Origin of the sequence: Bacillus sp. FSL K6-1338 (genome assembly GCF_038006965.1) — a bacterium.
GTDB lineage: Bacteria > Bacillota > Bacilli > Bacillales > Bacillaceae_G > Bacillus_A > Bacillus_A thuringiensis_S.
On sequence record NZ_JBBOWI010000001.1, the window covers coordinates 624212 to 646365 of the forward strand.

Here is a 22154-nt window from a genome sequence, read left to right on the forward strand (position 1 = left end):
TTATACAAAACAAAATCGAACAATATATAAAACAACATGATAAGAGCTAAGAGTGAAGATCTCTTAGCTCTTCTTGGCAAAAGGGGGCATACATCGTGGCCAACCTATTTAAAAAGAAATCCGTTACGCAATTGTTAGGGGAAAGTAAAAGTAAAACTTTGACGAAAACGCTAGGGGCATTTGACCTAACAATGCTAGGGATTGGTGCGATAATTGGTACAGGAGTTCTAGTATTAACTGGATTAGTAGCAGCAAGAGATGCTGGTCCAGCAGTTATTTTTTCATTTATGATTGCAGCAATTGTTTGTGGATTTGCAGCATTATGTTATGCAGAAGTTGCATCTACACTTCCTGTTTCAGGTAGTGTGTACACATATTCGTATGCAACAATTGGTGAGTTTGTTGCTCATTTAATGGGATGGACATTGTTATCCGTATATGTCGTAACGACTGCCGCAGTAGCTGGCGGATGGACGGGTTATTTCAATAATTTAGTGAGTGGGCTGGGACTTGAAATTCCGAAAGCGTTGCTAACGATTCCAGCGCAAGGTGGTATGGTAAACTTACCAGCAGTTATTGTTACGTTAGTGATAACTTGGTTATTATCACGAGGTACGAAAGAAAGTAAGCGTGTGAATAACATAATGGTATTAATTAAAATTGGTATTGTTGTTTTATTCATTGCAGTTGGTGTATTCTACGTGAAACCAGAAAACTGGATACCATTTGCACCTTACGGTTTAAGTGGAGTGTTCGCAGGGGGAGCAGCAGTATTCTTTGCTTTCTTAGGATTTGATGCATTAGCAACTTCTGCTGAAGAAGTAAAAAATCCGCAACGTGATCTACCAATTGGTATTATTGCTTCGTTAGTTATTTGTACAATTATTTATGTTGTAGTTTGTCTCGTTATGACAGGTATGGTTTCTTATAAGGAATTAGATGTACCTGAAGCTATGGCGTATGTGTTAGAAGTTGTAGGACAAGATAAAGTGGCTGGTGTAATTGCAATTGGAGCTGTAATTGGTATTATGGCTGTAATTTTCGCTTACATTTATGCGACAACACGTGTATTCTTCGCAATGAGCCGTGATGGTTTATTACCAAAATCTTTTGCGAAAATTAACAAGAAGACTGAAGCGCCAACATTTTCAGTTTGGTTAACAGGAATTGGTAGTGCTTTAATTGCTGGATTTATCGATTTAAAAGAATTGTCGAATTTAGCGAATATTGGAGCGTTATTAACATTCGCCATGGTTGGTGTAACTGTTATCATTCTTCGTAAAACGCATCCGAAATTACAACGTGGATTTATGGTACCACTTGTACCGATCTTACCGATTATTTCAATTGCATGTTGTCTATTCTTAATGGTAAATTTACCGTTAACAACATGGATATACTTTGGTATTTGGTTAGCAATTGGAGTAGTTGTATACTTTGTTTATTCGAAAAAACATAGTCATTTAAAAGACGATAGCAGTTCGCAGGATAATTTAGATCAAGCTAATTAAAGGGATATAACACAGTAAGCCTTGTGCGTCTAGGGAGCGCGCAAGGCTTTTTCTTTTGTTGAAATAAAGGGAACATATATTACTTTGTTGAATTTTTATGTCGGAATATGAAAAAAAGGGGTGTGCGACTTGTGCATCCTTTTTTGTATGAGAATATAGAGGATGCGGAAAATATGTATATGCCTTATTAAAATGTTCATAAAAAAATTCAGATTTCATTGACACATATGAGCAGGTGCTCATATAATAAGAGTATAAAATATATGAATGATTGTTCATATGTTCAATTAAAGAGGTGAGCTATAATGGCTGGAAATAAAGTAGAAACACCACAAGAGACATGTTCTCAAACGATAATTCATGAAGAAGTTGTTGAGCAAGTAAAACAAACAATTCCAACTGATGAAAGTTTAAGTAAAGTAGCAGAACTATTTAAAGTATTAGGTGACCGTACACGTACGAGAATATTACATGCGCTATTTGAAGCTGAGATGTGCGTTTGTGATTTAGCTTATTTATTAGGAATGACACAATCATCTATTTCGCATCAGCTTCGTGTGTTAAAGCAAGCGAAACTTGTAAAGAATCGTAAAGAAGGAAAGGTTGTTTATTATTCGTTAGCTGATCAGCACGTAATTCATATCTTCGAGCAAGCGTTTGAGCACGTAAACGAAGAAGAATAAAAAGAACGCGAGGAGGGAGAACGATGGCTGAAGCATTAGTGAAAAAGAAATTGATGTTAGAAGGTTTAGATTGTGCGAACTGTGCAATGAAAATTGAAAAAGGTGTTGGGAATATAGAAGGAGTAAATTCTTGCTCTGTAAACTTCGCAACAAAGACAATGATCTTAGAAACAGCACAAAATAAAGAAAACGAAGTTGTTACGGAAGCAAAACAACTCGTTACAAAATTAGAACCGCATATTAAAGTGCAAGAAGAACAAAAAAATAAAATTGCTAAAGAAGTATTTATATTAGAAGGTTTAGATTGCGCGAACTGTGCAATGAAAATTGAAAATAAAGTTAAGGAAATGCCAGCTGTCTCAGAAGCAACTGTTGATTTCGTATCGAAGAAACTACGAGTAGAAGTTGCGAATAAAAGAGAACTAGAAGCGACTGTAGCAAATATAACAAATGTCGTTCAAAAGTTAGAGCCAGATGTGAAAGTTGTTCGTGAAGAGAAGAACGGTCATGACCACGGACATAGTCACGATCATGGTGAAGCAAATGTGAAAAAGATGGTAGGGAGATTAGTGGTTGGCGGAATTTTGACGGCAATTGCTGCATTAGCGGGCTTACCACAAATGGTAACAATTCCGTTATTCGTCCTTGCTTATTTATTAATAGGTGGAGATATCGTTTGGAGAGCGGTAAAAAACATAACTCGTGGCCAAGTATTTGATGAAAACTTCTTAATGGCAATTGCAACTGTAGGAGCTTTTGTAATTCAGCAATATTCAGAAGCTGTAGCAGTAATGCTATTTTATCAAGTAGGAGAACTATTCCAAAGCATTGCGGTAAACCGCTCTCGAAAATCAATTACTTCATTAATGGATATTCGTCCTGATTATGCGAATGTAAAGGTTGGAAATGAAACGAAACAAGTATCACCAGAAGATGTACAAATTGGCGATTATATTATCGTTAAGCCAGGTGAGAAAGTACCATTAGACGGAAAAGTAATTGAAGGAACATCAATGGTAGATACTTCAGCATTAACTGGTGAATCTGTACCACGTGAAGTTGAAGTTGGAAATGATGTATTAAGTGGCTTTGTGAACCAAAACGGTGTATTAACAATTGAAGTTACAAAAGAGTTTGGTGAATCAACTGTATCAAAAATTTTAGATTTAGTTCAAAATGCAAGCAGTAAAAAAGCACCAACAGAAAACTTTATTACGAAGTTTGCGCGTTACTACACTCCAGTTGTAGTTATTACAGCGGCGATCATGGCGTTTATTCCACCGCTTATTTTAGAAGGGGCTACATTCTCTGAGTGGATTTATAGAGCTTTAGTGTTCTTAGTAATCTCTTGTCCATGTGCGTTAGTTGTATCCATTCCTCTTGGATTCTTTGGAGGTATCGGTGGTGCATCTAAAAGTGGTGTGTTAGTAAAAGGTAGTAACTATTTAGAAGCTTTAAATGATGTAAAATATATTGTTTTTGACAAAACAGGAACATTAACAAAAGGTGTTTTCAAAGTTACAAAAATGGAACCGAGCGAAGGTACTACAAGCGAAGAGTTATTAGAGTATGCGGCATTTGCTGAAGTGTATTCTAACCATCCAATTGCCCAATCTATTCGAAAGGCATATGGAAAATCAATTGATGAAAAAATAATCGATGATTATAACGAAATTTCTGGTCACGGTACAGTCGTAAAAGTACAAGGAAAAGAAATTTTTGCAGGTAATGCAAAATTAATGAGAAAAGAAAATATTGAATTTAAACAACCAGAAACAGTAGGTACATTAGTTCACGTTGCTATAAATGGAAAATATGCAGGTTATATTGTTATTTCTGATGAGGTAAAAGAGGATTCGAAACAAGCGATTCAAAAGTTAAAAGAACTAGGTATTAAAAAGACAGTAATGTTAACTGGTGATGCAAAAACAGTTGGTGAAGCTGTCGGTAAAGAATTAGGCTTAGATGAAGTTCATGCGGAATTACTACCGCAACAAAAAGTAGAAGAGATTGAAAAAATTGATGCAGCGAAGCATGGAAAAGAAAAAATTGCCTTCGTTGGTGACGGTATTAACGATACACCAGTATTAGCCCGTGCAGACGTTGGTATTGCGATGGGTGGTTTAGGATCAGATGCAGCAATTGAAGCGGCAGACATCGTTATTATGACTGATGAGCCTTCAAAAATTGCGACAGCTGTAAAAATTGCAAAACGCACAAGAAGTATAGTGTGGCAAAATATCATCTTTGCTTTAGGTGTAAAAGGGATCGTTCTATTACTTGGTGCCTTTGGTATTGCAACAATGTGGGAAGCTGTTTTCTCAGATGTTGGTGTGACACTACTTGCAGTGTTAAATGCAATGCGTGTATTACGAGTGAAAGATTTATAAAAAAGAGGACGCAACCTGCGTCCTCTTTTTTATTGGTTATTTTGTTGAAATTGATTTAATAAAATAATATCAAATGTTATTTTACTTTTGAATAATATGATATTAAAATTTACAAATAAAAAACATTCGTCGTATTATTTTAATATATTTTTTACAAATATCCATATAGTATTGAAAAAACAGAGAAGGAGAAACTTCTCTGTTTACTTTTGTATGTTTTTTTCAACTTGTTCTCGAACAGTTTGAATGTAATTCATTTTATGATCCCAACATTCTTGGCTTAAATCGACAGGATACTCTTCGGGATTTAAAGTTCGCATGTATTCTTCCCAAAATAGAGCGAGACTCTGTTCATTATATTGTTGAATATCTAATATACTTGGTAGTTCATATGTTCTTTCACCGTTAACGAAAATGTCTTTATGGAGTTCACGGGCTTCAAAGTTTGTTACGAATTTACTTATATATGTGTGAACTGGATGGAACATTTTTAAGCGCTCTTCTTTTCCAGGTTCTTCAGAATCTAACGCAATATAATCGCCTTCTGCATGATCGTTAACCCGATTGATAATACGATAAATTCGTTTCAGTCCTGGAGTGGTAATTTTTTCAGGATTAGATGAAATTTTAATCGTATCATTTAATTTTCCGGCAGTATCTTCAATCGCAACTAGTTTGTAAACAGCCCCTAATGCAGGTTGCTCAAAGGACGTAATTAATTTTGTCCCAACACCCCATACGTCAATTTTTGCCCCTTGAGATTTAAGGTGCATAATTGTGTATTCATCTAAATCGCTAGAAGCGATAATTTTTGTATTTGTAAACCCTGATTCATCTAGTAGTTTTCGTGCCTTTTTCGATAAATAAGCCATATCACCACTATCAAGACGTATACCATAGAAATCAATACGATCCCCAAATTCTTTTGCAACACGAATTGCATTTGGAACACCAGATTTCAATGTGTCATATGTATCAACGAGAAAGACGCACTTCTTATGAGTTTCAGCGTATTTCTTAAACGCGACGTATTCATCGCGATATGCTTGAACGAAAGAGTGAGCGTGTGTGCCAGCTACAGGGATCCCGAAGCGTTTCCCAGCACGAACGTTGCTTGTAGAGGAGAAACCACCAATAAAGGCAGCGCGTGTCCCCCAAAGGGCGGCATCGAACTCATGGGCACGTCTTGTGCCGAACTCTAAAAGCTCATCATTACTTGCAGCATGTTTCATACGAGCAGCTTTTGTTGCAATTAATGTTTGGTAATTCACAATATTTAAGAGGGCGGTTTCAATAATTTGTGCTTCACCAAGTGGTGCATCAACGCGTAATAAAGGCTCGTTATTAAATACAACTTCACCTTCTTGCATACTACGAATCGTCCCAGTGAATTTCATATTTTGTAAATAATGAAGGAATTCTTCTTCAAATTGTAATTCTGCTAAATAAGCGATATCGCTTTCAGTAAAGCTGAAATTTTCTATGTACTCTACAATTTTCTCAAGGCCAGCAAAAACAGCATAACCGTTCTCGAATGGAAGCTTTCGAAAGTATAAATCAAACACGGAACGGCGATTATGAATACCATCTTTCCAATATGTATAAGCCATGTTGATTTGATATAGGTCTGTATGTAAGGCATAACTATCGTCTTTATAATGAGTCATCGCGAGAACACCTCCATAATTTGGTTATAGTATACCAATTTTTCACCATTCGTAGCAAAGAAGAGATATTGAAGTGAAGTCAAGAGAGAAAAAAATGAAATTATGCATATTTTTTAGAAAATTTATATTTATCAATTTATATTTCTCCAGATTTTATGTATTATTAGAGTAATGGGGTAATGAGAATGGAGGAGGACAATGCAACAAACATTAGAAAAAATAGGCAAACAAGTCTTTTACAAACGGCTTCAGCAAAAAATGACACAAGAAGAATTATGTCAGGGCATTTGTTCTGTCTCATACTTAAGTAAAATCGAAAATGGAAAGATCGAAGCATCAGAAGAAATTCTACAATTGCTCTGCACAAGGTTAGAAATTGCCGTGACGGATTTGAGGGATGTAGAAGAAGATGTGAAGGGGAAGTTGGATGAATGGCTGAATGCACTAGTTCATTTGGACAAGCCACAAGTAGAACGTATATATGAAGAGTTACAAGGTGAAATGAAGCATGTGTTGGATTTTGAAATTATAAATTATTATAAACTGCTGTATACACGTTATTTAATTATGAAAAGGGATTTTCCTGCTGTCGAAAAAGAGTTAGAGAGCTTAAAGAAGATGTACAAAAAGTATTCACCATTCCAAAAATTATTATATACGTATAGCAAAGGGTTATATTATTTTTTACAACATAGATATAAGAAGGCATTGGAGTATTTGACTCGAACAGAAGTAATGGCAAAGGAACAAGGTTATCATGAGAATGGAATATATTTCAATTTGGCTCTTGTTTATAATGAATTAGAAGTTGAACATATGACTTTACATTTTGCTAATGTAGCAATGGAAGGATTTAAGAATGAATATAAATTCCGTTATGTGATAAATTGCCAGTTACTTATTGCGTTGAGTTATATACAAAAAAAGCAATATAATGAAGCACTATCTATTTATAATAATATTTTGAGGGAAGCAAATTCTTTTGCTGATAAAGAAAGTATAACAGCTATTGCTTTAAATAATTTAGGCTTCTTGTACTATAACTTAAAAGATTATTCAAAAGCAAAAGATTATTATTTACAATGCCTAAAGTACAAAAAGGAAGAGGATTTAAATTATATTGATGCAGTGTATGAGATCGCTTTGCAGTGTATTGAATTAAAAGAATTTGAAGAAGCGAAAGATTGGATTAATAAAGGAATAGATGTTGCCAAGAGGGATGAAAAGTATAAAAGTATGCTATATATACTTTCAATGCTTAAGAATAAATACTTTGAAACGAAAGATGTTTATAAAAGATTTTTAGAAGTTGAGGCAATCCCATTTTTTAGAGGCGAAGAAAATAAAAAGGAATTAAAAATGGTGTATTTAGAACTAGCAGGATATCACGAGGAATTACTAGAATTTAAGGAAAGTAATAACTACTATAAATTAGCAATTAATTTATTAGAAGAAAAGGGAGGAAAATAATATGAAAAAAATAATTATTGGTGCTTTGGCTTTGGTAGCTGTATTAGTGGTATTGGAACCGCAATATGCTTGGACATCGGATATTTATGGTCAAGGAGAAAAAGTAGTAGAATTAATAAATTCTTAACAGAAACCCCTTTCCAATCGGAAGGGGGTTTTTCAATATTTGTTCCTCAAAATTCTACAAAACTTGAGAAATAAATTAATTGAATTTTTAGTATATTAATAGTGAAAACATAATGCTAATATGAAACTACTCTTTTTCAAAAAAATTTTATTAGGGGGAAGGTTCATGAAAAAGAAAAGTTTAGCGTTAGTGTTAGCGACAGGAATGGCAGTTACAACGTTTGGAGGGACAGGCTCTGCATTTGCGGATTCTAAAAATGTACTCTCTACGAAGAAGTACAATGAGACAGTACAGTCACCTGAGTTTATTTCTGGTGATTTAACTGGAGCGACTGGTAAGAAAGCAGAATCTGTTGTGTTTGATTACTTAAACGCAGCAAAAGGTGATTACAAGCTAGGGGAAAAGAGTGCGCAAGATTCTTTCAAAGTGAAACAAGTGAAGAAAGATGCTGTAACTGATTCAACAGTAGTACGTATGCAACAAGTTTACGAAGGAGTACCTGTATGGGGTTCTACTCAAGTAGCTCACGTAAGTAAAGACGGTTCTTTAAAAGTATTGTCTGGAACAGTTGCACCTGATTTAGACAAGAAGGAAAAGTTGAAAAATAAAAATAAGATTGAAGGCGCAAAAGCGATTGAAATCGCGCAGCAAGACTTAGGGGTAACACCGAAATATGAGGTAGAACCAAAAGCGGACTTATATGTATATCAAAATGGTGAAGAAACAACATATGCATACGTTGTAAATCTAAACTTCTTAGATCCTAGTCCAGGAAACTACTACTATTTCATTGAAGCAGACAGCGGTAAAGTATTAAATAAATATAATAAATTGGATCATGTAGCAAATGAAGATAAGTCACCAGTTAAGCAAGAGGCTCCTAAACAGGATGCGAAAGCAGTAGTAAAACCTGTAACAGGAACAAATAAAGTAGGAACTGGTAAAGGTGTATTAGGAGATACGAAATCACTTAATACAACATTATCTGGTTCATCTTACTACTTACAAGATAATACGCGCGGAGCAACGATTTTCACATACGATGCGAAAAACCGCTCAACATTACCAGGAACATTATGGGCAGATGCAGATAATGTTTTCAATGCAGCGTATGATGCAGCGGCAGTAGATGCTCATTACTATGCAGGTAGAACATATGATTATTATAAAGCTACATTTAACAGAAACTCTATTAATGATGCAGGAGCACCATTAAAATCAACAGTTCATTACGGAAGTAAGTATAATAATGCATTCTGGAACGGTTCACAAATGGTATACGGGGATGGTGATGGTGTAACATTCACTTCATTATCTGGTGGAATTGACGTAATTGGTCACGAATTAACGCATGCTGTTACGGAAAATAGCTCGGACTTAATTTATCAAAATGAATCAGGGGCGTTAAATGAAGCGATTTCTGATATCTTTGGTACTTTAGTAGAATTCTATGATAACCGTAACCCAGATTGGGAGATTGGTGAAGATATTTACACGCCTGGTAAAGCAGGAGACGCGCTTCGCTCTATGAGTGATCCAGCGAAATATGGTGACCCAGACCACTATTCTAAGCGTTACACAGGTTCAAGTGATAACGGTGGCGTTCATACAAACAGTGGTATTATTAACAAACAAGCTTATTTATTAGCAAATGGTGGTACGCATTCTGGTGTAACTGTAACTGGTATTGGTAAAGATAAATTAGGTGCGATTTACTACCGTGCAAATACACAGTATTTCACGCAATCTACTACATTTAGTCAAGCTCGTGCTGGTGCAGTACAAGCTGCTGCGGATTTATATGGTGCTAGCTCTGCAGAAGTAAATGCAGTGAAGCAATCATTTAGTGCTGTTGGTGTAAATTAAGGATTTAAGGGACAGATATTAATAAAATACTTCAAAAATAAAGAAGGAGCATAGGCTCCTTCTTTATTTTTTTCTCCATTTTTTCCACAAATAAAACAATCCAATAGCGCCTGCGATTGTTACAATCCACTTCGCTTCATTTGTTCCGTTCATAACATGATATGCCGAATATACTTCAATCAATAAGGCCGGTATTTTACCTATTGTACTGGCAATACTGAAGGAGAGTAATGACATTTTCCCTAGAGCTGCAAATAAAGTCACGATACTTGATGGGATGAAAGGTATCAATCGAAACGATAGAACGAGTAGAAAGGCCTCTATACCTTCTACATAAAGAAGACGCTCTACCTTTGGGTACTTATTTACTTTATCGTGAGTGAACTTTTGAAGGCCTATGCGATAAATATAAAACGAGATAATAGCCCCTAAGGCCTCACCTGCGATCGAAATGATTGTGCCATTTGTTACACCGAAGAGCTGTATATTAATGGCGGTTAAAAAGATGCTAGGAATAACACCTAAAAGACTAATGATGATGTTAATTAAGATACTAAGTGGAATTGCGATTGAATAGTATTCTGTTAAGAAATTTTGAATCGTTTCAGCCATTGTTTAAAATCCTTTATCTTTTTTTGCATTACACCATATTTCGTTTGTATAGGCAAGGGTAAATTTACATAATGTAGAAAAATGTTGATAAGAAGGGGCTTTATACCTTATATGGGTATAAGGTATATAAAAATGGGGGTATTTTAAAAAAATAAAAAACACTATAAAAACCTTTGTATAAAAGAGTTTTATAGTTATGTTATCAGTGTTTTCATCTGGGAAATAATCATAAAATATAGGGGGTATATATTATAAAAAGTCGAAAAATAGAGGGTTGATGAAATTGCGCGGGTAAATATGGAAAAATAGATGAAAAAAATGAAAACTGATAGATTTTTTCGTTGTGAAATTGACTTTTAGTGAAGTTGCGATAATAATCATGAAAGAGGTGATATGATGAAACGAATAAGTAGTCTTTTCTTGAGTGGTTTATTGGCACTAATGCTGATCTTAAGTGGATGTGCAGGAAAAGAACAAAAAACAGAGAAACAAACAGGGAATCAATCGACATCAGTAGAAAAAATTAGTGATAATATTTTAGATGAAATGGAAGGGCCACCTAAAAATGGTCATACGATTGAAAGACATGTAGGCAAATCAGAAGAAGATTTGAAGAATCGCTTGAAGACAGATAAAGTATCAGCAGCAAGTACATACTATGACAAGGAAACAGCAACGAAAGCTGTAAAAGATAGTTTGAAGCAGCATGATAAGGAAATTCAAGACTGGTTAAAAAATTCTAAAGAGGCTCGTCTCGTATTAAATACAACACATTCATTCCCGGTTGGAAAAACGGTAATAAAGAAAAATATGAGTGTAAAAGACAAGTTGGTAAAAACTGTTACTGTTTTAGCAAGAGATAAGTCAGGAGAATTAGGGTTTAAGATTATTACTTCTTATCCATCTGATAAATAAGAAGGGGGAGTACATTATGTATACGACATTACAATACTTTCTTAAATCGTACTGTACGTTAAGTATTCATGAGGATGAAATAGTAAGCGTGATGGAAGAGTTTATTGAACAAGAAGACGAAGAAATTGTTTTGAAATTACGTGATGAATTAATAAATATGAAGAAAAAGAACGCGTGGGAAGAGGCGTGTGTATTAGCTGCGAAGCAAGGCAATCGTATGTGGTCTTTAGAAGAAACGAAAGACCATCTTGAAACTTTTTTACTATTACTGCAAAAGAAAAAGGCGTGATATAATCACGCCTTTTTCTTTATGCTATTCGGTGGATATTAGCTATTCTTTTGGAGCGCTTTTATATACGCTTTTTGAAATTTGTCCATTTGATATTACTTCCCCGTTTTGTGTTACTTTTTTATACGTAACCGCTGTGATTTTATCACTAGTCCTACTAATTACTTGAGAAGAAACTTCAACATTTTTACCAGTATTTGTACCGAAAATGCGTGTAGTAATACTACCTCCATTTGAAAATGCTTGAATATAAATATGATTGCCCGTATTATTTTTAAATTTTAAATCTGGACCATAATCTGCTACTGCTGCATCTTGCCCAAGTGGTAAATAATTTACCGGCATAGAATGATTGCTTCGAGAAACAATGCCTAAATCTGCCCTTAAAGCTGCGCTGTATAATGTACTACTGACTTGGCAAACTCCTCCGCCTGCACTTTGTATTACTTTACCTTGTGAATATACTGCTGCAGATTTGTAACCATGTGCAGCATCAGTTACGCCAACGCGGCCGTTAAAACTAAACGTTTCATCAGGTGCGACAATAACCCCACTTAAAGTATTGGCTGACTTATTTACGTTAAATGATTGATTTCCGTTACGGCCGGCCATTGGAGTAGAATATTCAGCGATGACTTCTTTAATCCCCATTTTCTGTATGTCTTCTGTAGAGCGTTCTGGTTTTATGAATGTGACTGGCAATGTGACATCTGATTTACCGGTAGTAATAGCTTCGTTTGTTAAACCGTTTAGTTTCCCTTTATCAATTTTTTCTCCGTTTTGGCTTTGACTAACATTTACTGTTGAGCCTTCAATACTGAATTCTGCATTAATAGGATTTTTTAATGTTTCATTATATTTATCTTTTATAAAGGTTTCATAAGCTGTTGCATTTAATTGTGGTGTTAATTTATAGTCACGTTTTAATTCACCGTTTTCAGCTTGCTTACGCATTTTGTAACGATTCATTACGTTTCCTTCTTGTTCTTTAAAGATTTTGTCAATAATATCTTTCTCTTTATAATTTATCCCTAAATCTTTCCATGTGTAAGTTTGTTTATCGTTTTGGAATATGTAGGTAAGGGATTTTTGATCTAATTCAGTTACCTTTTGATTAATAATTGCTTGAATATCTTTCTTATTTTTTCCATCGAGAGAAATACCTTCAAATGTAGTATTCGGTAATGCAGTAGTATCTAATTGATTATTTAATTTGGAGACATATTGATATCCCCCAACACCGCCTACACAAAGTAATATGCCCCCAGCAATTGCAGAACCGATCAGTATTTTACTTAGCTTCATTTATTTCCCCCCAGAAATTTATGTATAAATATATGTATTACATTTTTTGTATAAAAATGATGAAAATAACATTATGTACGTACTAGTATACTATTATTTTCACTGTGTGTGTAATGTTTTCATAAAAAATGTTACACCGCTGTAATAATTGTCACTTCTTGTCACAATGTGTATGAAAAATATGTTGAAAAATATAATAAAAAGGCTGTCTAGAGAAATCTAGCAGCCTTTTTATTATAATTTTTTATGCTCATTTTTATTCGTAACACCGAGATGTTCTTGTAGTTTTGTCGAAATATTATTGACGCTTTTTTCATTTGGAACGTAATAATAAATACCGCCTATATATTTATCTGTACCTTCTACTTGCATTTTTTCCATCTTTAAATTTGAATCCATTGAATTTTTTGTAATTGTCATCATATCATCAAAAGTTAAATTGGTTTTTAAGTCTTTATCGACAGCGTCTAGTAGGCCTCCGATTTTATTAATGGAATTAAGAGATAGTGCCTTTTCAGCAATGGCCTCTAATACAAGCTGTTGGCGTTGACCACGCATATAATCACTATCGATATGACGAGTTCTAGCCAGTGCCAGTGCCTCTTCTCCATTTAAATGTTGACGTCCTTTTTTTAGATGAATTGCATCTGCTTCATCTTTACTATTTTGCTCTGTGAACTCAACTGGAACGTCTACAGTAATACCACCAAGGGAATCAACAATTTTAATAAATGATTTAAAGTTGAATTTTACATAGTAGTCAACTGGAACATCTAAAAAGTTCTCTACCGTATCAATTGTGCTGTCTACACCACCGAATACGTGCGCATGTGTGATTTTATCGTATTTATCACGTGATTTAATGTAGACGCGTGAGTCACGTGGAATGCTTACAAGTTTAACGGATTTATCGTTTTTATTAATTGTTGCAAGTAATAACGCATCTGTTCGAGTTGCTTTTCCATAACCTTTTTCCCTAATATCACTTTCATCAACACCCATAATTAGTACAGAAATGTTGTCGGTCATAGGTTTAACAGCTTTTTCACGTTTACTGGACTTATCTCCTCGACCTAGTTCAGCATAAGCATTATTTAAGACGGACTTTGCTTTACTGTATATATGGAAGGAGTAGCCTCCTGCTCCAAGTGCTACAATTAGTAATGGAATAAGAAGGAACCAAAGTAGGCGTTTTTTCTTTGAGCGTCCTTTTCTGGCTCGCGTATTGTTGTTCGGGTCGGATTTCATCATTTTTTCTCCTTTAAAACTATCGAAGTATATACATTTAGAAGTGTATTCAAACACATAAAAAATATTTTACGCTAAATAAAAGCGATTGTACATGTATAAAAAATAGATGTCTTTGATTATTTATCCCGCATTAACGGGCAGTAAAACTCCCACCTCAAAGTCCAGCGAACGCAAGGAAGTTAGGTGGGAGTTAACTGCCCGTAAAAGCCCGATTGGTGAAGGCTAATACTCAGAGGGGGATAGCCCCTCTGAGTAAAGTTTCACTTTATAAGACATCTATTCGTTATTGTATACAAAAGATAGGGATAAGAAAATGATAAAATTTTACCTAATTACAACATAATGCTTACGATAATTGCGGATAAAATGCTAACGAGAGTAGCTCCATATAGTAATTTAAGGCCAAACCTCGCAACAACGTTTCCTTGTTCTTCGTTTAGTCCTTTTACCGCACCTGAAATAATACCAATGGAAGAAAAATTGGCAAAAGACACAAGGAAAACAGAAATAATCCCAACTGTACGGGGAGAAAGGCTATTAGAAATTTTACTAAGGTCCATCATTGCGACAAATTCATTCGTTACAAGCTTCGTTGCCATAATGCTGCCAGCTGCGACAATTTCAGAACTTGGTACACCGATAAGGAATGCGATAGGTGCAAATACATAGCCGATTAATTGTTGGAACGTAATACCGAATATAATGAGGAACAGGTCATTAATACAACTAATTAATGCGACAAATCCGATGAGCATAGCGCCGACAACAATGGCTACACGAAAACCATCAAGAATGTATTCTCCAAGCATTTCAAAAAAGCTTTGTTTTTCACCTTTGATTTCTAAAATATCTTCGTCATCTTTAACGTCGTAAGGGTTAATGATGAGTACGATAATAAAACCGCTAAATAAATTGAGAACGAGTGCAGTTACTACATATTTAGGTTCAATCATTGTCATATAGGCACCTACGATAGACATAGATACGGTTGACATAGCAGAGGCACAAAGTGTATAAAGACGGTGTTTTGGAATTTGAGCTAATTGCTTTTTCACTGTAATAAAAACTTCTGATTGACCGACAATGGCAGAGGCAATAGCATTGTAAGATTCTAATTTCCCAAGACCATTTATTTTACTAAGAAAGTACCCGATCCAATGAATAAAAAATGGTAGTATTTTGAAATGTTGTAATATACCAATTAAAACAGAAATAAAGACGATTGGTAATAATACAGTAAGGAAAAATGGCATTTCACCTTTATTTGCAATACCACCAAATACGAAATTTATTCCATCAGCAGCATACTCGAGTAGCTTTGTAAACAGACTGGAAATGACACGAATAAGTATGAGACCGATTTCTGTATTTAATAATAGGTAGGTTAAAATTAACTGTATAATAAGCATGATGAAAATTGGTTTAAACTTAATATGTTTCTTATTGTTGCTAGCAATATAAGCGAGTAAGAAAACAACAATTAGTCCGACGAAAAAAGTAATGAATTTCATGATAAGCCCCCTAAAAGAGATATTCTGCTATATATGTTTTTCATTTCAAGGGAGAATATGCATCTTTGGTAAAGAAAGGAATAGAGAGAGTATGAATATATGTAGAGTGCATCACGTTGCAATTATTTGTTCGAATTATGAGAGGTCAAAGAATTTTTATACTAGAATATTAGGGTTTGAAGAGATAAATGAAGTATATAGAAAGGAACGAGATTCTTATAAATTAGATTTATGTGTAGGAGAAGAGTATCAAATCGAATTATTTTCATTTCCAAATCCGCCTGAGCGCAAAAGTTTTCCAGAAGCAGCCGGTCTTAGACATTTAGCATTTGCTGTTACAAATATAGAAGAAGCTGTGAAGCATTTAAACCAATGTGGTGTTAAGACAGAACCAATCCGTATTGATGAAATAACGGGGAAGAAATTCGTCTTTTTCCAAGACCCTGATGGTTTACCTTTAGAATTGTATGAGGTTTGAAAATTGGTGGATTTTATATAGAGTTGCTTTCCAATAATTGAAGAAACTAAAGTGAAACTTCTTTTTAAAAGGAGGTGTAACTTTAGCTAAGAGAGCTAAAGAGCATATGTGGATATTTTAAAATTATTGATGGTAGTCATTCTTATTGGGTTAACAGCATTTTTTGTGGCTGTTGAATTTGCAATTATTAAGGTACGTAGCAGTCGTATTGATCAACTCGTTAGTGAAAAAAGACGAGGTGCACTGGCAGCTAAAAAGGTAACTTCAAATTTAGACGAGTATTTATCGGCCTGTCAGCTAGGTATTACAATTACTGCTTTAGGGCTCGGGTGGTTAGGGGAACCAACTATTAAACATTTACTCGAGCCGTTGTTTTTAAAATTACAATTCTCACCTGCAATTTCCAGTACAGTTTCATTTATTATTGCCTTTGCAGTAATTACATTTTTACATGTTGTCATTGGGGAACTTGCTCCAAAGACATTTGCTATACAAAAAGCAGAACAAGTTAGCTTATTGTTATCGAAACCACTTATTTATTTTTACCGAGTTATGTACCCGTTTATTTGGGCTTTAAATGGTTCAGCGAGGGTTGTAACTGGTTTATTCGGATTACATCCAGCTTCTGAACATGAAGTAGCTCATTCAGAAGAAGAATTAAGGTTAATCTTATCTGAGAGCTATGAGAGCGGAGAGATTAACCAAAGGGAATTTAAATATGTAAATAATATTTTTGAATTTGATAATAGAGTAGCAAAAGAAATTATGGTACCTCGTACGGAAGTTGTAGGCTTATATGAGGACGAACCATTTGAAACACATATTAAAGTCATCGCACAAGAAAAGTACACGAGATATCCTGTATTTGGTGAAGATAAAGATGAAATTATTGGGATGGTAAATGTAAAAGATTTATTTATTCGTTATATGGATGGTAATCGGGACGAGGAGTGCTCAATTATGCCATATACAAGGCCAGTTATTGAAGTGCTAGAAAATATTCCAATTCATGATTTACTGTTACAAATGCAAAGAAAACACATTCCATTAGCTGTATTATATGATGAATATGGTGGTACAGCAGGGATTGTTACACTAGAAGATATTTTAGAAGAAATTGTTGGAGAAATTCGAGATGAATACGATGAAGATGAGAATCCACCTATAGAGCATGTAAGTGAAGGATATAAAATCGTAGAGGGAAAAGTGCTTATTAGTGAAGTAAATGATTTGCTTGGCATACATTTAATTGCTGATGATGTAGATACAATTGGTGGCTGGATTATGGTACAAAAACAAATCGTTGCTGAAGGAGATGTTATTGAGAAACACGGTTTTTATTTTAAAGTCCTTGAAAAGGATATGCATCAAATTAAACGAGTGGAAATAAGGAAAGTAGAAGAATGATTTTCTATAAACTTTAATAAAAAGGATATACAGAAAAATAAATGTTTGCGCTTTCAAAAAAGGTGCTATATAGTGAAGGTGGATACTGAAAAATTCTTCTGAATGATACTCGTGTTTTTAGAGGGCGGATTTTTTGGATAAGGATTTAGAATGAAAAAGTATAGGTGATAAAAATGATAGCAACGAAGGATATACGTATAGAAAAAGATTTTTTAGGTGAAAAAGAAGTACCAAGTGCAGCTTATTATGGTGTACAAACATTACGTGCCGTAGAAAACTTCCCAATTACAGGATACCGCATTCATCCATCACTCATTACAGCAATGGCAATTGTGAAAAAAGCAGCGGCACTTGCGAATATAGATACTGGTTACTTAGCTAAAGACATTGGACATGAAATTGCAGAAGCAGCGCAAGAAATTGTTGATGGAAAGTTTCATGATCAATTTATCGTGGATCCTATTCAAGGCGGAGCCGGAACTTCTATTAATATGAATACAAATGAAGTAATTGCGAATAGAGCGTTAGAGCGTATGGGATATGAAAAAGGGGAATATGCGAAAATTAGCCCAAACACTCATGTGAACATGGCCCAATCAACGAACGATGCGTTTCCAACAGGGATTCATATTGCAACTCTTATGATGTTAGAAGAGCTTCTTATTACAATGGAAGAACTTCATTCTGCTTTTCGTAAAAAAGCAAAAGAGTTTGATCACGTTATTAAAATGGGACGCACACATTTACAAGATGCAGTTCCAATTCGCCTTGGACAAGAATTTGAAGCGTATAGCCGAGTGCTTGAGCGTGATATAAAAAGAATTAAACAGTCTCGTCAACATTTATATGAAGTGAATATGGGGGCGACAGCTGTTGGTACAGGATTAAATGCAAATCCTACGTATATTGAACAAGTGGTAAAACATTTAAGAACGTTTAGTGGATTCCCACTTGTTGGTGCAGAGCATTTAGTTGATGCAACGCAAAATACAGATGCATACACAGAAGTATCTGCAGCGCTTAAAGTATGTATGATGAACATGTCTAAAATTGCAAACGATCTTCGTATTATGGCGTCTGGTCCACGTGTTGGGTTAGCTGAAATTCAATTGCCAGCACGTCAGCCAGGTTCATCCATTATGCCAGGAAAAGTAAATCCAGTTATGGCAGAAGTAATTAACCAAGTCGCATTCCAAGTAATCGGAAACGATCATACAATTTGCTTAGCATCAGAAGCAGGACAATTAGAGTTAAACGTAATGGAGCCTGTGCTTGTATTTAATTTAATTCAATCTATAAGCATTATGAATAATGGATTCCGTGTATTCCGTGAATATTGTATTGAAGGAATTACAGCAAATGAAGAATTGCTGAAGCAATATGTTGAGAAAAGTGTTGGAATTATTACAGCAGTTAATCCTCATATTGGTTATGAAGCAGCATCTCGTATTGCACGTGAAGCAATTGAAACAGGAAAATCTGTTAGGGAGTTATGTTTAGAACATGGTGTACTGACAGAAGAGGAATTGGATATTATTTTAGATCCATTCGAAATGACTCATCCTGAAATTGCTGGAGCTTCTTTATTAAAAAATAAAAAAATATAATGTGAAAAACACCGATCCATTTGGATCGGTGTTTTATTTTTAAAAGATATTAAACACAGCGTTTAATTGAAGTAAGCTAATAACAGCTAAGAAGATTAAACTGTATTTCATTGCTGTTTTAAATAGAGCAGATTCTTTACCAACTAGTCCAACTGCGGCACAAGCAACTGCTACAGATTGTGGTGAAACCATTTTTGCCATTGTACCACCTACCACGTTTAAGGCAACGAGTGTAGAAGGAACGATGTTTAATTGGTCTGCTGTTACTGCTTGAAGTGGTGCGAATAAAGAACCACTTGAAACTACTGAACCTGTAATGAATACGCCAATCCATCCTAAGATTGGAGAAAGAATTGGGAATGCATTACCAGTAGATGAGAATGCAAGTCCAAGTGTAGATGACATACCAGAGTAGTTCTCTACGTAAGCTAAAGCGATAACGCTACAAATTGTATATACTGGAGCTTTTAATTCTTTCATTGTTTCAATCATTAATTCTTTAACCATTTTACCTTTTACGCGGTAAACGATAAGTGAAACGATAATTGCTAGTACAATCGCAGTAGTTGTAGAAGAAAATACATCAAATTTGAAAACAGCTGCGAAAGGTGTATCAGCTTTTGTAATTGGTGTAGTTTTCATAACAGCATTATGAAGACCAGGGAACTGAATGTTAAATACTAAGTTTGCTAACGCACCATCTGGAGCAAATAAAGCTTTAATTGGTTTTAAATTAAAGATTGTTACAAATGCAGTTAAGAATACGAATGGAGACCAAGCATATAAAATTTGATTGAATGTATGTGATACTTTAGTTTCTTGTTTTTCTTCTTTAGTAGCAGATTTTGGTTGCCAAACACGTAAGAATAATGCAAGAGCAATCATACTTACAACGGCTGCGAAAATATTAGTAAGTTCTGCACCTAAGAAGTAAGTTACAGCGAATTGAGTAATAGCGAAAGAAACACCACTTACAAGAATACCTTGCCAAGTTTCTTTAATACCTTTAACTCCATCGACCATTGAAACAAGTAAGAAAGGTAAGATAATACTAATGAAAGGTAAAATAAGAACAGTTTGACGACCAATAGTTAATGCGTCAAGTTCAGTTAATTGTGCCGGTACTGTAACTGGAATACCCATAGCACCCATAGCACCACCAGCAATATTAGCTACTAAACAAATACCTGCTGCTTTTAATGGATTAAAGCCCATACCCACAAGTAGTGCAGCTGTAATAGCAACTGGAACCCCTAGACCAGCTGCGCCTTCTAAGAAAGCACCGAAAGAATAAGCAATTAATAATACTTGTAAACGTTGATCATTTGTAATGCTTGAAATACTATCGCGAATAATATTGAACTGCTCTGTTTTAACAGTTAATTTGTAAAGGAAAATTGCGGCGATAACGATAGTACAAATTGGATAAAATCCAGATAAAACACCGAATCCAGCAGATGCTACAGCTACTGTTGCTGGCATTTTATAAACAAATATTGCAAGAATAATAGCGACAATCACACTGTAAAGACCAGCGATATAACTTTTCATTTTCAGTCCCATTAAACAAATGATGAAGCAGAAAATTGGAAGTGCTGCGATTAGTGCAGATAACCAAATATTGTTTAATGGATCATAAATTTGTGTCCAAGTACTCATAATAATGACAACTCCTATCTATTATATGTGAAGAAATTCACATTATTTGTGAAACTATTCACAATCAACTTACATGCTTAGTATATTCTCCTTCAACACTATTGTCAACGTAAAAAAGTATAATTATTCCATAATAGTGTTAAAAGAAAAGCTTTGTTCATAAAGTAGACAAAAAACACACTCAAATGAATTTAAGTGTGCTGTATAAATTATTTGCATATTATTTTGCTTATTCAGATGGCATGTTCCCTATAGGTGTATATTAGATGCCGTCTCTTATCCCGCATTAACGGGCAGTAAGACCCACACCTCAAAATTCAGCGGAAGCAAAGAAGTTAGGTGGGGATCGGGCTGCCAGTAAACGCCCGGTTGGTGAGGGCTGATAATCAGTGGGGATGAACAAAAACCCTACTGATTAAAGTTTGATATATGCACTTATCTGTCCTGTTTGATTTAGTGAGAGAGGAACGGTGAGTGGATTTAATAGGAAGTTTTTCACAACAATTCAACCGCTTGCAATACGAATAAAAAATAAGAAACAAATTTTTAATACCATATCATCTCTTTTTACTGAAAATTCCTTTTAGCGTAACAAAGAGGTTAAGTATAGTTCAACTACATTACGATAGGTTATCAATTATAGACGATATTTTACAATACCGTTACTGTGCATTTCAATGAGGTGAAAATATAACAAAAAGCCTGATAAAACAACGTTTGTAAGCAAAGTATTCGTAGGCCATTATTTTGCTTTTTCGTTATATCATATAGTATAATATTCAAAATCAGCAAGGATTTTTTCCTGAATTTTTGCTGATGAAGATGGAAAAAATTTTCGGCTTTATAGGTTGATAAAGTTATGTCGTAACAGGAAATATAAGAACAGATATATAAATAAATAAAAAGAACATAAAAACGCAAATAAAAACGAAAATGAGGGGAACTTTATGAACCAAAATCAATTCGAATGTCGTATTTCAGAAGAAGATGTACAAATGTTAAGAGCGTTAGCTCACCCACTTCGTCTACGTCTAGTAATGGAACTTATGCAAAGAGGAACATGTAATGTAACACAACTACAGGAAGTGTTAGAAATTCCGCAATCAACGGTTTCACAACATTTAACGAAGTTAAAGCAAAATAAAGTAGTGCGCTTTGAAAGACGAGGATTAGAAGTGTATTATCAAATCCATAATGATAAAGTAAGTGCGGTAGTAAAAACATTATTTTCTTAAAATTTGAATATTATGGAAAAAGACGTGTAGAATATACGTCTTTTTTTATTTGTCAGAAAGGTAGCGAGAGAGTAAATATTAGCATGTGAGGAAGAAATGACTATTAATCAACATGCTACCTTACCGAATATATTCTAAAAGGAAAAGAAAAAATAGAAAGGAGTGTAGTAA

General features: G+C 34.6%; 18 protein-coding genes. 12 read left to right on the forward strand and 6 right to left on the reverse strand.

What is annotated here, in order from left to right; all coding sequences use genetic code 11:
• The first annotated feature begins 95 nt into the window (after positions 1-95).
• The 3 genes from NZ044_RS03280 (at position 96) to NZ044_RS03290 (ending at position 4584) form a co-directional block, all read left to right on the forward strand.
• A complete protein-coding gene (locus NZ044_RS03280) occupies positions 96-1511 on the forward strand; it encodes an amino acid permease (RefSeq protein ID WP_001284899.1) in 1416 nt (471 codons plus the stop codon).
• A gap of 305 nt (positions 1512-1816) precedes the next feature.
• Positions 1817-2194, forward strand: a complete 378-nt coding sequence (locus NZ044_RS03285; protein WP_000918378.1) for an ArsR/SmtB family transcription factor — start codon at positions 1817-1819, stop codon at positions 2192-2194.
• A gap of 23 nt (positions 2195-2217) precedes the next feature.
• Positions 2218-4584: a heavy metal translocating P-type ATPase gene (locus NZ044_RS03290; protein ID WP_340949559.1), complete on the forward strand. Its 2367-nt coding sequence runs from the start codon at positions 2218-2220 to the stop codon at positions 4582-4584.
• Between the two features lie 203 nt (positions 4585-4787).
• Here NZ044_RS03290 and NZ044_RS03295 read toward each other — a convergent pair whose 3' ends face one another.
• A complete protein-coding gene (locus NZ044_RS03295; RefSeq protein WP_000150190.1) occupies positions 4788-6251 on the reverse strand; it encodes a nicotinate phosphoribosyltransferase in 1464 nt (487 codons plus the stop codon).
• 198 nt (positions 6252-6449) lie between these two features.
• On the opposite strand from NZ044_RS03295, the gene NZ044_RS03300 reads away from it, so the two are divergent.
• From NZ044_RS03300 to NZ044_RS03310, 3 genes are all read left to right on the forward strand, one after another.
• Positions 6450-7721, forward strand: coding sequence for a helix-turn-helix domain-containing protein (locus tag NZ044_RS03300; protein ID WP_001187951.1), 1272 nt, complete (start codon positions 6450-6452; stop codon positions 7719-7721).
• 1 nt (position 7722) lies between these two features.
• Positions 7723-7848: an NprX family peptide pheromone gene (locus NZ044_RS03305; protein ID WP_000720172.1), complete on the forward strand. Its 126-nt coding sequence runs from the start codon at positions 7723-7725 to the stop codon at positions 7846-7848.
• A 165-nt stretch (positions 7849-8013) separates the two neighbouring features.
• Complete coding sequence (locus tag NZ044_RS03310; RefSeq protein WP_000730377.1) at positions 8014-9714, forward strand: M4 family metallopeptidase; 1701 nt, start codon at positions 8014-8016, stop codon at positions 9712-9714.
• Between the two features lie 63 nt (positions 9715-9777).
• On the opposite strand, the gene NZ044_RS03315 is transcribed toward NZ044_RS03310, so the two are convergent.
• Entirely contained in the window at positions 9778-10326 is a 549-nt protein-coding gene (locus NZ044_RS03315) for a TVP38/TMEM64 family protein (RefSeq protein ID WP_000852229.1), read from the reverse strand.
• 396 nt (positions 10327-10722) lie between these two features.
• On the opposite strand from NZ044_RS03315, the gene NZ044_RS03320 reads away from it, so the two are divergent.
• Both NZ044_RS03320 and NZ044_RS03325 read left to right on the forward strand, forming a co-directional pair.
• Entirely contained in the window at positions 10723-11241 is a 519-nt protein-coding gene (locus NZ044_RS03320; RefSeq protein WP_000822706.1) for an RNase A-like domain-containing lipoprotein, read from the forward strand.
• A 16-nt stretch (positions 11242-11257) separates the two neighbouring features.
• Positions 11258-11530 (forward strand): hypothetical protein, encoded by a 273-nt coding sequence (locus tag NZ044_RS03325; protein ID WP_000288803.1) that lies wholly within the window; start codon positions 11258-11260, stop codon positions 11528-11530.
• A gap of 42 nt (positions 11531-11572) precedes the next feature.
• Here the strand turns inward: NZ044_RS03325 and NZ044_RS03330 are convergent, their stop codons facing one another.
• The 3 genes from NZ044_RS03330 to NZ044_RS03340 form a co-directional block, all read right to left on the reverse strand.
• Positions 11573-12835, reverse strand: a complete 1263-nt coding sequence (locus tag NZ044_RS03330) for a VanW family protein (RefSeq protein ID WP_000777351.1) — start codon at positions 12833-12835, stop codon at positions 11573-11575.
• A gap of 234 nt (positions 12836-13069) precedes the next feature.
• Positions 13070-14086: an LCP family protein gene (locus NZ044_RS03335; protein WP_002083775.1), complete on the reverse strand. Its 1017-nt coding sequence runs from the start codon at positions 14084-14086 to the stop codon at positions 13070-13072.
• A gap of 332 nt (positions 14087-14418) precedes the next feature.
• Positions 14419-15597, reverse strand: a complete 1179-nt coding sequence (locus NZ044_RS03340) for a NupC/NupG family nucleoside CNT transporter (RefSeq protein WP_000668872.1) — start codon at positions 15595-15597, stop codon at positions 14419-14421.
• 91 nt (positions 15598-15688) lie between these two features.
• Here NZ044_RS03340 and gloA2 point away from each other — a divergent pair, with 91 nt between their 5' ends.
• The 3 genes from gloA2 to aspA all read left to right on the forward strand — a co-directional run bounded on the left by gloA2 (position 15689) and on the right by aspA (position 19089).
• The gene (gene gloA2, locus NZ044_RS03345) at positions 15689-16075 is read left to right on the forward strand and encodes an SMU1112c/YaeR family gloxylase I-like metalloprotein (RefSeq protein ID WP_098505644.1); all 387 of its coding nucleotides are present in this window, start codon (positions 15689-15691) and stop codon (positions 16073-16075) included.
• A gap of 108 nt (positions 16076-16183) precedes the next feature.
• Positions 16184-17482 (forward strand): hemolysin family protein, encoded by a 1299-nt coding sequence (locus NZ044_RS03350; protein WP_000353320.1) that lies wholly within the window; start codon positions 16184-16186, stop codon positions 17480-17482.
• A 173-nt stretch (positions 17483-17655) separates the two neighbouring features.
• Positions 17656-19089 carry an aspartate ammonia-lyase gene (aspA, locus tag NZ044_RS03355; RefSeq protein WP_000562136.1) on the forward strand — a complete coding sequence of 478 codons (1434 nt, stop codon included), beginning with the start codon at positions 17656-17658 and terminating at the stop codon, positions 19087-19089.
• 39 nt (positions 19090-19128) lie between these two features.
• Here the strand turns inward: aspA and NZ044_RS03360 are convergent, their stop codons facing one another.
• Positions 19129-20748 carry an L-lactate permease gene (locus NZ044_RS03360; RefSeq protein ID WP_098505642.1) on the reverse strand — a complete coding sequence of 540 codons (1620 nt, stop codon included), beginning with the start codon at positions 20746-20748 and terminating at the stop codon, positions 19129-19131.
• A gap of 947 nt (positions 20749-21695) precedes the next feature.
• Here NZ044_RS03360 and NZ044_RS03365 point away from each other — a divergent pair.
• The gene (locus tag NZ044_RS03365; RefSeq protein WP_001075219.1) at positions 21696-21983 is read left to right on the forward strand and encodes an ArsR/SmtB family transcription factor; all 288 of its coding nucleotides are present in this window, start codon (positions 21696-21698) and stop codon (positions 21981-21983) included.
• Positions 21984-22154 lie beyond the last annotated feature (171 nt).